Source organism: Rossellomorea sp. LJF3 (assembly GCF_037046045.1).
Lineage (GTDB): Bacteria > Bacillota > Bacilli > Bacillales > Bacillaceae_B > Rossellomorea.
The window spans coordinates 89,425-102,162 of sequence record NZ_JBANLY010000003.1 but is presented as its reverse complement, the minus strand read 5'-3'; the positions used below and the strand labels follow the sequence as shown (position 1 = coordinate 102,162).

Annotated in this window: 11 protein-coding genes; all 11 read left to right on the top strand. The window is 43.8% G+C overall.

The genetic code is table 11. From position 1 onward, the window contains the following. Nucleotides 1-8 precede the first annotated feature (8 nt). Nucleotides 9-1,250, top strand: a complete 1,242-nt coding sequence (locus V8G47_RS04405) for a M16 family metallopeptidase (RefSeq protein WP_336199033.1) — start codon at nucleotides 9-11, stop codon at nucleotides 1,248-1,250. Between the two features lie 117 nt (nucleotides 1,251-1,367). After that, nucleotides 1,368-1,601 carry a YlmC/YmxH family sporulation protein gene (locus V8G47_RS04400; protein WP_034760116.1) on the top strand — a complete coding sequence of 78 codons (234 nt, stop codon included), beginning with the start codon at nucleotides 1,368-1,370 and terminating at the stop codon, nucleotides 1,599-1,601. Nucleotides 1,602-1,770: 169 nt separating this feature from the next. Beyond that, nucleotides 1,771-2,673: a dipicolinic acid synthetase subunit A gene (dpaA, locus tag V8G47_RS04395; RefSeq protein ID WP_336199166.1), complete on the top strand. Its 903-nt coding sequence runs from the start codon at nucleotides 1,771-1,773 to the stop codon at nucleotides 2,671-2,673. Further along, nucleotides 2,670-3,263 (top strand): dipicolinate synthase subunit B, encoded by a 594-nt coding sequence (gene dpaB, locus V8G47_RS04390; RefSeq protein WP_261751129.1) that lies wholly within the window; start codon nucleotides 2,670-2,672, stop codon nucleotides 3,261-3,263. Before dpaA ends, dpaB begins: the two co-directional genes overlap by 4 nt. A gap of 203 nt (nucleotides 3,264-3,466) precedes the next feature. Then, complete coding sequence (gene asd, locus V8G47_RS04385) at nucleotides 3,467-4,513, top strand: aspartate-semialdehyde dehydrogenase (protein WP_336199032.1); 1,047 nt, start codon at nucleotides 3,467-3,469, stop codon at nucleotides 4,511-4,513. An 87-nt stretch (nucleotides 4,514-4,600) separates the two neighbouring features. Continuing rightward, nucleotides 4,601-5,839, top strand: coding sequence for an aspartate kinase (gene dapG, locus V8G47_RS04380; protein ID WP_336199031.1), 1,239 nt, complete (start codon nucleotides 4,601-4,603; stop codon nucleotides 5,837-5,839). A 22-nt stretch (nucleotides 5,840-5,861) separates the two neighbouring features. Further along, nucleotides 5,862-6,734: a 4-hydroxy-tetrahydrodipicolinate synthase gene (gene dapA / locus V8G47_RS04375; protein ID WP_442970798.1), complete on the top strand. Its 873-nt coding sequence runs from the start codon at nucleotides 5,862-5,864 to the stop codon at nucleotides 6,732-6,734. Nucleotides 6,735-7,021: 287 nt separating this feature from the next. Beyond that, nucleotides 7,022-8,689: a ribonuclease J gene (locus tag V8G47_RS04370; protein WP_336199030.1), complete on the top strand. Its 1,668-nt coding sequence runs from the start codon at nucleotides 7,022-7,024 to the stop codon at nucleotides 8,687-8,689. Between the two features lie 144 nt (nucleotides 8,690-8,833). After that, nucleotides 8,834-9,568: a ClpP family protease gene (locus V8G47_RS04365; RefSeq protein WP_098441884.1), complete on the top strand. Its 735-nt coding sequence runs from the start codon at nucleotides 8,834-8,836 to the stop codon at nucleotides 9,566-9,568. Then, the gene (locus tag V8G47_RS04360; RefSeq protein WP_336199029.1) at nucleotides 9,565-9,771 is read left to right on the top strand and encodes a YlzJ-like family protein; all 207 of its coding nucleotides are present in this window, start codon (nucleotides 9,565-9,567) and stop codon (nucleotides 9,769-9,771) included. Before V8G47_RS04365 ends, V8G47_RS04360 begins: the two co-directional genes overlap by 4 nt. A gap of 183 nt (nucleotides 9,772-9,954) precedes the next feature. After that, nucleotides 9,955-12,318, top strand: a complete 2,364-nt coding sequence (locus tag V8G47_RS04355) for a DNA translocase FtsK (protein ID WP_336199028.1) — start codon at nucleotides 9,955-9,957, stop codon at nucleotides 12,316-12,318. Nucleotides 12,319-12,738: the final 420 nt, after the last annotated feature.

Here is a 12,738-nt window from a genome sequence, read left to right as displayed (position 1 = left end):
GAACTTTCTTGATTAAGAAATATACATGCCAAAATGGATTGCGAATTGTACTGGAAGAAATTCCACACGTTCGCTCCGTAGCGATAGGGGTCTGGATCGGTACCGGCTCACGTAATGAAACTGAACAAAATAATGGGATCTCCCATTTTCTTGAGCATATGTTTTTTAAAGGCACAAAGACCAAGACTGCACGTGAAATAGCCGAGTCCTTTGATAGCATAGGCGGACAGGTTAATGCATTTACTTCAAAGGAATATACGTGCTATTATGCAAAAGTATTGGACAATCATGCAGATTACGCATTACATACACTCTCAGATATGTTTTTCAACTCCACTTATGTAGAAGAGGAATTGAATAAGGAAAAAAATGTAGTGTATGAGGAAATCAAAATGTATGAAGATACCCCTGACGATATTGTTCATGATCTACTCAGTAAGGCAATTTATGAAAAGCATCCACTGGGGTATCCGATCCTGGGAACGGAAGATACACTGAACACATTTAATCAGTCTAAATTGAAGGAATACATGCATGACATGTACACACCGGATCAAGTTGTGGTATCCGTTGCCGGAAATGTGGATGAGTCATTCATCAAAGAAGTTGAAAAGTTATTCGGTTCATATGAAGGTGGAAAAGGGCCGGAAGAGAGGCTAAAGCCTGCTTTTCATTACAATAAGCTTGCCCGCAAGAAAGATACGGAACAGGCACATTTATGCTTAGGGTTCGATGGTCTTGAGATCGGTCACCCCGACATTTACAATTTGATTGTGTTGAATAATGTATTGGGTGGAAGTATGTCTTCCCGTCTCTTCCAGGAGGTTCGCGAACAGAGAGGACTTGCCTATTCTGTATTTTCATATCATTCCGCATACGAAGACAGCGGGATGGTGACCATTTATGGGGGAACAGGGGCCAATCAATTAGATCAATTATTCGATACCATTGACAGTACACTGCAAGCTCTTAAAGCAGAAGGGATCACCTCTAAAGAACTGCAAAACAGCAAAGAGCAGTTAAAAGGAAATCTTATGCTGAGCTTAGAAAGCACCAATAGCCGTATGAGCAGGAACGGAAAGAATGAATTACTGCTGAAACGACACCGGACCCTGGATGAAATCGTTGAAGAAATCGATGGAGTGACCATGGATAAAGTCAATCGTCTGGCTTTGGACATCTTCACAGATGACTATGCTTCCTCACTCATCAGCCCGGATGGAAACCTGCCTCAAAACATGAAAAAATGAACGTGAAAAGCAGACCTCCTGAGGTCTGCTTTTCTTTATGAACGTTAAGTTTTTCTTCTAAAAAATGTGGACAGTGTATACATTGTACTACATAGCTATTTTTAGGAGGATACGATCATGAGGCTAAGTGAATTAAGCGGGAAGGAAATCGTTGATTATAAAAAAGCGGAGCGGCTTGGCATCCTGGGGCAGACAGATCTTGAATTTAATGATAAGTCAGGCAGCATCAGTGCACTGATCATCCCCACCGGTAAATGGCTGAGGAAGCAGGGCGGGGAAATCCGGGTTCCCTGGCATCAGATCAGGACAATCGGGGCAGATATGATCATTTTGGAAGTCTCGGATGACTGATTCAATACTCTAGTAAAACGAAACGGGTCCTGACCCGTTTTTTATTTTGGCTGCTTTCCAAGCGTCCATACTTGCTTTTCTTCTCACCCATTGGGTCTGTGCAACATACACTGTTGAAGTGAAAAGGGATTTAGAATAGCGATTATGTAAAAAGTAGGTGAAATCAGTGATGCTGACCGGAATGCAGATCGCAGTTCTAGGCGGAGATGCTCGTCAACTTGAGATTATTCGAAAGCTTACGGAGTTGGATGCCAAAATATCACTCGTAGGTTTTGAACAATTAGATCATGCCTTTACAGGGGCTACGAAGGAAAAACTCGGTGAAGTGGACTTTTCAGTGATGGATGCCATTATCTTACCTGTACCCGGCACGAATCTACAAGGAGAAATCGATACGATTTTTTCAAATGAGAAAATCACGATAACGGAAGAAATTGTATCTGAAACGCCAGAGCACTGTAAGATCTATTCAGGAATTAGTAATGCGTATTTGGATCAAATCATGTCTTCAACGAACCGCAAACTTGTTCAGTTGTTTGAAAGAGACGACGTTGCCATCTATAACTCCATCCCTACAGTAGAGGGAACGATTATGATGGCTATTCAACATACAGACTTTACGATCCACGGATCCGACATCGTGATATTGGGTCTCGGCAGAGTGGGTATGAGCGTGGCCAGGACGTTTCATCATTTAGGAGGAAGGGTGAAGGTCGGAGTGCGCAAAAGTGAGCATCTGGCCAGGGTGACCGAAATGGGGTTAGTGCCATTCCACTTGGATGATTTGGAAAAAGAGGTTGAGAATTGTGATATTTGTATTAATACAATTCCAGTGCACATAGTGAAGGCTGGCGTTATAGCCAAAATGCCTGCCCATACATTAATTATCGATTTGGCTTCAAAGCCGGGGGGTACAGATTTTCGTTATGCAGAAAAACGCGGGATTAAAGCATTGTTAGCCCCAGGGCTCCCAGGAATCGTAGCACCGAAAACGGCAGGCCAGATCCTGGCGAATGTTCTTTGTCAATTATTAGAGGAAGATTTTGATTCAGGAAAGGAGAGTTCATCATGAGTGTGAAAGGAAAACGTATCGGGTTTGGTCTCACAGGATCTCATTGTACGTATGATGCCGTGTTCCCTGAAATTGAAAGATTAGTGAATAATGGAGCGGAAGTCATGCCGATTGTGACATCTACCGTTATGAATACGGAAACAAGATTCGGCAAGGGAGAAGATTGGATCAAACGTATTGAAGACGTAACCGGCCATAAGGTGATCGATTCAATCGTCAAAGCAGAACCACTCGGGCCAAAGATTCCACTGGATTGCATGGTGATTGCCCCCCTGACGGGTAATTCAATGAGTAAGTTTGCCAATGCAATGACTGATTCCCCTGTGTTAATGGCCGCCAAAGCAACACTGCGTAACCACCGCCCTGTAGTACTCGGAATTTCCACAAATGATGCTCTGGGATTAAATGGTATAAATCTGATGAGATTAATTTCAACGAAAGATATTTATTTTATTCCGTTTGGGCAGGATGCACCTGAAAGTAAGCCAAAATCGATGGTTGCCAGGATGACATTGATTCAAGAGACGATCGAAGCGGCCATGGAAGGACATCAGCTTCAACCAGTTGTCATTGAAAGATATTTAGATTAATTCAAGAAGAAGGTCATCCCCTCGGGAAATTCAGATGACCTTCTTTTCATGCATATGAAAGATAGACGAACCCGGAATCACCAATAAAAAATCCTATTGTCGAATAATTGTTTATGTTAAAATATTCTTTATTATAGTAATAGACTAAATTAACTTACCTATTGTACTATGAGAATATTGAATGGTTGGAAGGAGAGAAGGTTTTGAATACAACGGGATTTCATGTAGCTGTTGTCGGTGCCACCGGTGCCGTCGGACAACAAATGCTTCAAACATTAGAAAAAAGGGATTTTCCTATAAAACAATTGACTTTACTATCATCAGCACGTTCTGCAGGCTCCACTGTACTATTTAAAGGGAAAGAATGGACGGTTGAAGAAGCGAAGCCCGAAAGTTTCGAAGGGGTCGATATCGCTTTATTTAGTGCAGGTGGGAGTGTATCCAAACTTCTTGCTCCTGAAGCCGTAAAACGCGGGGCGGTCGTAGTCGACAATACGAGTGCATATCGAATGGATCCCGATGTTCCACTTGTCGTCCCGGAAGTGAATGAAGAGGACATCAAACTTCACAAGGGGATCATTGCCAATCCGAACTGTTCGACGATTCAAATGGTTGCAGCACTCGAGCCGATACGTAAGCAGTATGGCTTGAAGAAAGTAATCGTATCCACTTATCAAGCCGTTTCAGGTGCAGGTGCCGTTGCAATTGATGAACTTCACGCCCAATCACAGGCCATTTTATCCGGTGAATCATTTGAACCTGGTGTGTTACCTGTAAAAGGCGACAAAAAGCATTATCAGATTGCTTATAATGCCATTCCTCAAATTGATAGATTTCAGGATAACGGCTTTACATTCGAAGAAATGAAAATGATCAATGAAACGAAAAAGATCATGCATATGCCTTCCCTAAAGGTATCAGCGACATGTGTCAGATTACCGGTTGTAACAGGTCACTCCGAAAGTGTATATATTGAAATTGAGAAGGATTCTGTTTCGGTGAAGGATATCCACGCACTTCTTAAAGATGCACCCGGGGTAACCCTGGAAGACGTACCTGAAGAACAAATCTATCCGATGCCTGCACATGCCGTAGGTAAGCCGGATGTATTTGTGGGCCGCGTCCGCAAAGATCTTGATGAAGAAAGAGGGTTCCATATGTGGGTTGTCTCTGACAACTTACTGAAGGGAGCTGCCTGGAACTCTGTTCAAATCGCAGAAAGTTTAATGAATCTGGGGCTAATTAAGTAATGAAGAGGGATCATTTCAGCAATTAATCTGCATAATTCCACTAATCGTTTTTCAGATACCTCTTGAATATGACAACGAGGTGTAGTCATGAAAGTGATCGTTCAAAAATTTGGTGGAACATCTGTACGTGATGAGGCAAGTCGTTTGAAGGCAATCGCCCACACGAAACAAGCAATCGACAAAGGGTATAAAGTGGTGGTGGTGGTCTCGGCAATGGGAAGAAAAGGGGAACCCTACGCCACAGATTCCCTTTTGTCCTTAATTGGTGGCAGGAACACGTCAATAAGCAAGCGGGAACAGGACCTTTTACTATCCTGTGGAGAAATCATTTCGAGTCTGGTGTATTCCAATTTGCTCCTCGAGCATGGAATCCGATCGACTGCCCTGACCGGAGCCCAGGCAGGTTTCCGGACGAATAACGATTTTAACAATGCAAAAATTATAGAGATGAAATGCAGCCGTTTGGTAAGGGAACTGGAACATCATGATGCCGTCGTAGTGGCAGGCTTTCAGGGAGCGACCAAGGACGGGGATGTGACAACCATTGGAAGAGGGGGCAGCGATACCTCCGCCTCTGCTCTTGGTGTCGCATTAAAAGCGGACTACATCGATATTTTTACGGATGTGGAAGGGGTCATGACCGCTGATCCACGTATTTCTTCCAAAGCAAGGCCGATAACGGTCGTTTCATATAATGAAGTGTGTAATATGGCATATCAGGGAGCCAAGGTAATCCATCCAAGGGCGGTTGAAATTGCCATGAATTCGAATGTACCGATACGGATTCGTTCAACCTATTCAAATGGAGAAGGCACTCTTGTGACGACACTGGAAAATACGAAGGCCCATAAAGAGTTCAGGAGTCACCCCGTCACAGGGATCGCTCATGTATCCAACCTCACCCAAATTAAAGTATTCGCTAAGGAAGATCAGTACAATCTTCAAGCCGAAGTGTTCAAAGCCATGGCCAAAGAGGAGATCAGCGTTGATTTCATTAACATTTCCCCGAGAGGTGTCGTGTACACGGTGGGTTCTTCGGTGGCGGATGATGCAATCAGGGTTTTAAGAAAGATTGGGCATAACCCTGTCATAGAATCGGAGTGTGCCAAGATCTCAGTGGTGGGAGCGGGAATGACAGGTGTACCCGGGGTGACTTCTGCCATTGTATCTTCCCTCTCTAATGAAGGGATCCGCATACTTCAATCAGCAGACAGTCATACGACCATCTGGGTTCTGGTGAAGGAAATGGACTTGATCAATGCCATCAATGCCCTTCATGATACATTCCAATTACAAGAAAGAAATGCTACATTCAGAGTGGGATAAACTTACGAGGAGAGTGACTAGATTGAATTTTGGCCGCGTTTCTACGGCGATGGTAACACCATTTGACCGTAAAGGAAATATTGATTTTACCAAAACGACGCAATTAATCCATTATCTGATCGAGAATGGATCGGATTCATTAGTAGTAGCAGGCACTACCGGGGAGTCTCCCACCTTAACGAAAGAAGAAAAGATCGCACTTTTCCGCCATGCCGTGAAAGTCGTGAATGGCAGAATTCCGGTCATTGCAGGGACCGGAAGCAACAACACCCATGCTTCGATCGAACTTACTAAAAAGGCGGAGGAGGCAGGCGTAGATGCCGTCATGCTTGTAGCGCCTTATTATAATAAGCCGAGTCAGGAAGGGATGTACCAGCATTTCAAGGTGATTGCAGAATCAACTTCCTTACCTGTCATGCTGTATAATATTCCGGGCAGGTCAAGTGTCAATGTCTCACCTGAAACGATTATTCGTCTCTCAAAGATTGAGAACATCGTTGCTGTGAAGGAAGCAAGCGGGGATCTGGACAGCATGACTGAAATCATTTCCCATACGGCTGATGATTTTATGTTGTACAGTGGTGATGATGGCCTCACACTTCCGGTACTATCCATTGGAGGGGCGGGAATTGTGTCAGTGGCTTCCCATGTCATCGGAAATGAGATGCAGGAGATGGTATCATCCTTTTTAGGAGGGAACATCATCCAAGCAGCACAACTGCATCAAAAGCTCCTTCCGATCATGAAAGGCCTGTTTACGAGCCCGAACCCCACTCCGGTCAAAACGGCCCTTCAGATGAAAGGTCTGGACGTTGGCTCAGTGCGCTTGCCACTGATCCCACTGACAGAAGTAGAAAGGGCGAAACTGTCTCACGTGCTCGAAGCCTTATCTTAATATAATGTGCATGCTATATCCTAAAGACTGTGAAGATATGTCCTTCACGGTCTTTTGTTTTTTCTTATAGGGCGAAATCCGTTTGGTTTCTTGAGAGAGATAATTCTTCAAAAGAAGAAGGAATTATTCTTACCGTATCGAAATAGTAACGTAGAATAAATGATTGCAGTCTTTTTCCTAATCCTGAATTTGAAGGATAAAATTGGTTGTACTACCAAAATGGTATCAAGTATAATGAATATAACTGATTGAAGATCGGGGAAGGAACAGCATAGGAGGACATAATGGTGAGTAAGATAAAGAATGAAAGCATTAAGGTGATACCACTCGGGGGAGTGGGAGAGATAGGCAAGAACATGTATGTGATCGAAGTCGACCATGAAATATTCGTGATTGACGCAGGGCTTATGTTTCCTGAAAATGAAATGCTTGGGATCGATATCGTCATTCCTGACATTCAATATTTGATTGAAAATAAAGAGCGGGTCAAAGGGATCTTCCTGACTCATGGACATGAAGACAGTATCGGTGCGATTTCATATGTATTAAACAAGATCAAGGCTCCAGTCTATGGAACACGCTTAACGAATGCACTGGTTAAGGCACGTTTGAAGGATGAACATATCAGGGATGATGTGAAGTTCTATACGATTCATTCCGATAGCTATCTTACTTTTGATGGGGTGAATGTGACGTTCTTTAAAACCACACACAGCATTCCTGATTCAGTTGGGATTTGCATACATACATCTGAAGGGGTCATCGTCCATACAGGCGAATTCAAGTTCGATCAATCGGCAAAGCATCTTTACCGGCCGGATTTAGGCAAGATGGCGCAAATCGGTGAGAAGGGTGTCCTTTGTCTGTTGTCTGACAGTAAAGAGGCCGAGAGACCAGGGTTTACAACATCAGAGTCGGTTATCGAACAACATATCACGAACGCCTTGAGGAAAGCGTCAGGGAGAGTGATTGTGGCATGCTTCGCCTCGAATTTAATTCGTCTTCAGCAGGTATTTGATGCAGCTGAGCAGAATAATCGAAAAGTGGCTGTGGTCGGGAAGAGTTTAAAGAGAGTCTATGATGTGGCTTTGAAGCTCGGCTACCTTCATGTCCGGGATGAAATGATCATCGGAATTGATGAAATGGAGGATTATCCTAAAGATGAAGTCCTCATCATAGCAACAGGAACTCAAGGGGAACCGTTTGAAGCCCTTCAACGTATGTCCAAGCGTTCCCATCGTCTTGTAAACATTGAAGAAGGTGACACAGTCCTCATTACCGCTACACCTTCCCCAGGAATGGAAGTGATTGTCGGGAGGACGATCGACATGCTATATAGAGCCGGGGCAAATGTATTAACCGCGTCGAAAAAAGTTCATGTGTCAGGTCATGGGAGTCAGGAAGACTTGAAGTTCATGTTGAATATCATGAAACCCAAGTATTTCATACCCATTCAGGGTGAATATAAAATGCTCGTCGCTCATACCCAGCTCGCCCACGATACCGGACTGCCTTATAAGCAGATCTTTATCATGGATAAGGGGGACGTGCTTCAATACAAGGACGGAAAGATGAGAATGAGCGGCCGAGTTCAGGCCGGGAATGTCTTGATTGATGGGATCGGTGTCGGGGACGTAGGGAATATTGTCCTTCGTGATCGTAAGTTATTATCGGAAGACGGTGTATTTACGGTTGTCGTCACCATCAACAGAAGATCCAAGTCTATCGTCTCAGGACCTGAAATCATCTCCAGGGGTTTCGTATATGTGAGGGAGTCCGAGGAATTGATCGAAGGGGCAGGGGGAATCGTGACGGATGTGGTTCATTCCTATCTGCAAAAAGGTTCTTTTGAATGGACAGCGATCAAGCAGGACATCCGTGATCAACTAAATTATTTCCTATTTAATAAAACACGAAGAAGACCGATGATTTTACCTATCATCATGGAAGTATAATGTGTGGGGCTATTTGTTTCGAACAAATAGCCCCATATTTATTTGAACACAAAGAATGAAGTATGAAAACACTCCCATATTAAAATAATAACAAGAGAATGGGATTGAAAAGGAGATGTTTTCATGGAACAAAATCATGAACATATGCAGGATGAGCCAAATAAAGGACAGGATGATCAGAAAGACAAACCGTCTGGATTGATGGAAAAGATTCAACAGCTGGGTCAAACCAATGTTCCACAACTTTCTCAAGACTCCAATATTCACTGCCTCACCATTGTGGGCCAGATAGAAGGACATATGCAGCTGCCGCCTCAAAATAAAACAACGAAGTATGAGCATGTCATACCCCAGCTTGTGGCCATTGAACAAAATCCTAAGATCGAAGGGCTGGTTGTGATTCTGAATACGGTCGGGGGAGACGTAGAAGCGGGTCTGGCCATTTCTGAAATGATTGCGTCACTATCCAAGCCTACTGTTTCTGTCGTACTTGGGGGAGGTCACAGCATCGGGGTTCCGATTGCTGTATCTTGTGACTTTTCATTTATTGCAAGTACAGCTACTATGACGATTCACCCCGTTCGATTAACCGGTTTAGTCATCGGTGTGCCCCAAACATTTGAGTATCTTGATAAAATGCAGGACCGGGTAGTCAGCTTTGTCACAAAGCACAGCAATATCACGGAAGAGGATTTTAAAGACCTTATGTTTGCAAAAGGGAACCTCACAAGGGATATAGGTACGAATGTGGTGGGGGATGATGCAGTGGAGTACGGATTGATCGATGGAATTGGCGGCATCGGGTCGGCGATCAGAAAGATCAATGAATTGATTGAGATGAAGAAGCAGGCAGATTCACAAGAGGGACTGGTTCAATGATCCTCTATACAATGGTTCCAAGTGATCTGGTGTTCCCGGCCGATGGAAGTGAATTCAACGGGCAAATGATGATAAACTATCAGGGCGTTCCCCTTCTGGTTCAGCAGGAGGAGAACAAATATCGAATCATCAGGGTTATGAGCAGTGATCCCGCCCATTACTTAAATGATCAAATTTGCCCAGGGGAATATCTTAACAATTAAGTGAGAAAGAGGATTTTCCCGTATTAGTGGTTATGCTATAATATTACTCAGAAGACAGTAGATACGAAAAGTTCACGGGAAGGGTTTGACACCTTAGGCACATACATTGCCCCAAAGGGTCAGCCCTTTCTTCATCTTTTAGTACATAAATCAGAAGACTTCAACAGAATTTAGGTGAATGGTTTGGCAAAACGGAAAAAAAGAAAAAAACGCTCTCAAACAGGCTCTGCACTGAAACAGACGATCAAGTTCGAGATCATAGGATTGATCCTATCCGCATTAAGCTTGATATCCATCATTGAGCTTGGAGCGGTTGGAAAGGCACTCGTATATTTTTATCGTTTCTTCCTAGGAGAATGGTATATGATTGCCCTTCTATGGATGCTGTATGTAGCGGGCTACCTGATGATTAAACGAGAGGTACCGATGTTGTTCAGCAGGAGACTTGTCGGGGTATACATCATCATTGCCAGTTTCCTCCTATTAAGTCATGTGAAATTATTTGATCTCCTTTCAAATGGAGGTTCATTCGCTAATCCCAGTGTCATCATGAATACGTGGGACTTATATTGGATGGATGTCAACGGTGAATCCAGTACTTCCGATCTTGGAGGAGGAATGATCGGCAGCCTCCTGTTTGCGGTATCCTACTTTCTATTTGATTCACAGGGAGCGAGAATCGTCAGCGCAACGTTCATTATGATCGGCATCATCCTGGTGACTGGTAAATCCATTGGGGACGTACTTGGAAGAGCAGGGAAACGCTTTGGTGAATTCATGAGTAGTCAATGGTCAGCATTTAAACAGGATATGAGCGACTGGAAGGAAGAGCAATCCAAGAAAAAAGAAATAAAAGAAAAGCAAAAGCAAGATGCACCAAAGAAAAAGGAAGAATCGCCTGAACCAATAGTTCCAGAGGAAGAAGAAACCCGTGAACCGATCATCTCGAATTTCGCAGAGCGTGCATATGGCGGATCACAATCAAAAGAAGACCCCGTCTCTTCGGGTTCAGGGACAAGTAACGGTAAAGAGGCTTCTTCATCAGGGAAAGAGGGCGATACGGAAGGGGAAGCAGAAGCAGCCCCTCCAATCACCTTTACGGAAGTGGAAAATAAAGATTACAAGCTTCCTTCGATCTCATTATTAAAAACCCCGCGAAAAACGGATCAGAGTAACGAATATCAATTGATTCATGCCAACGCGGCAAAGCTTGAAAGAACATTCCAGAGCTTCGGGGTAAAGGCGAAAGTGACGCAAGTCCATCTTGGCCCGGCAGTCACAAAGTATGAAGTACACCCAGATGTAGGAGTGAAAGTAAGCAGGATCGTCAACCTGAGTGATGATCTGGCATTGGCCCTTGCAGCGAAAGATATTCGGATTGAAGCTCCGATCCCGGGAAAATCGGCCATCGGTATTGAAGTTCCGAACTCAGAAGTAGCCATGGTGTCCCTGCGGGAGGTCCTTGAAGCGAAGGAGCATAACAAACCGGAGGCTAAACTGCAAATTGGCTTAGGGCGTGATATTACAGGTGAAGCGGTACTCGCAGAGCTGAATAAAATGCCCCATTTACTAGTAGCGGGAGCAACGGGTAGCGGTAAGAGTGTATGTATCAATGGAATCATCACGAGTATACTCATGAGGGCAAAGCCCCATGAAGTTAAACTGATGATGATTGATCCGAAAATGGTTGAACTGAACGTATACAATGGAGTTCCACATCTCCTGGCACCCGTCGTAACAGATGCCAAGAAAGCGTCTCAGGCTTTAAAGAAGGTTGTAAGTGAAATGGAGCGCAGGTATGAGTTGTTCTCTCATACGGGAACGAGGAATATTGAAGGTTACAATGACTACGTTAAGAGACAGAATATAGAAAATGAAGACAAACAGCCCCTGCTGCCTTATATCGTTGTGATTGTAGACGAGCTGGCGGATCTAATGATGGTAGCCTCGAGCGACGTGGAGGATGCCATCACAAGGCTTGCACAGATGGCACGTGCTGCCGGAATCCATCTAATCATTGCGACGCAGCGTCCATCCGTCGACGTCATAACAGGGGTCATCAAAGCCAATATCCCGTCACGGATTGCCTTCGCCGTATCTTCCCAAACCGATTCCAGAACGATCCTGGATTCCGGTGGAGCTGAAAAGCTATTGGGTAGGGGAGATATGCTCTTCATGCCTGTTGGGGCATCCAAGCCAACAAGGGTGCAAGGTGCATTTTTATCAGATGAAGAAGTAGAAGAAATCGTTGACTTTGTCATCTCCCAGCAAAAGGCTCAATATCAGGAAGAAATGATTCCTGATGAAGTGCCGGAGGATGAGAAGTCAGGGGAAGCGGAAGACGAATTATATCATGATGCCGTCCAGTTGATCGCGGAAATGCAAACAGCATCCGTTTCGATGCTTCAAAGAAGATTCAGGATCGGCTATACGAGGGCCGCGAGATTGATCGATGAAATGGAAGTAAGGGGAGTAGTTGGCCCTTATGAAGGCAGTAAGCCCAGAACCGTCCTGGTCGGCAAGCCATCAGAAGAGCAGAGTTCCTGATGGGAGGTGTGTTACTCTATTCATAATGAATGGGGTAACATGCCTTTTTTTTGTGCGTGAATTGAGGGAAAAACTCCAAATGAATACGCTTTAATGAAACTGATACGGGTTTATCCACGAATGTGTTATACTATTAAAAGCGTTTACAAATGTAATGCCTTTGTTGAGAGTATGTAAAAAATGATATCGGAAAACGATCTGACTGTAAAAAAGTAGTTAATATATCCCATTTAAGCCCATTTAACCAACTATTTTTTCAATATTTTTACAGAAAAGGATTCTAAATTGTCATTCTAATCATTTTTTTCGACAAAATCACACAATGCTATTCCTTTATCAAAAAAAAAGTGTTATAGTATTTTCGATTAGTAGGAAAGATATACATCAGAGGTCTGATGTCTTGAGAAAATGTGGTGGTGG

Coding starts and splice junctions, on each gene's coding strand:
- V8G47_RS04360 (WP_336199029.1), top strand. CDS start 9,565: ATGATCCTCTATACAATGGTTCCAAGTGATCTGGTGTTCCCGGCCGAT.
- V8G47_RS04400 (WP_034760116.1), top strand. CDS start 1,368: ATGAGGCTAAGTGAATTAAGCGGGAAGGAAATCGTTGATTATAAAAAA.
- V8G47_RS04365 (WP_098441884.1), top strand. CDS start 8,834: ATGCAGGATGAGCCAAATAAAGGACAGGATGATCAGAAAGACAAACCG.
- dpaA (WP_336199166.1), top strand. CDS start 1,771: ATGCTGACCGGAATGCAGATCGCAGTTCTAGGCGGAGATGCTCGTCAA.
- dapG (WP_336199031.1), top strand. CDS start 4,601: ATGAAAGTGATCGTTCAAAAATTTGGTGGAACATCTGTACGTGATGAG.
- dpaB (WP_261751129.1), top strand. CDS start 2,670: ATGAGTGTGAAAGGAAAACGTATCGGGTTTGGTCTCACAGGATCTCAT.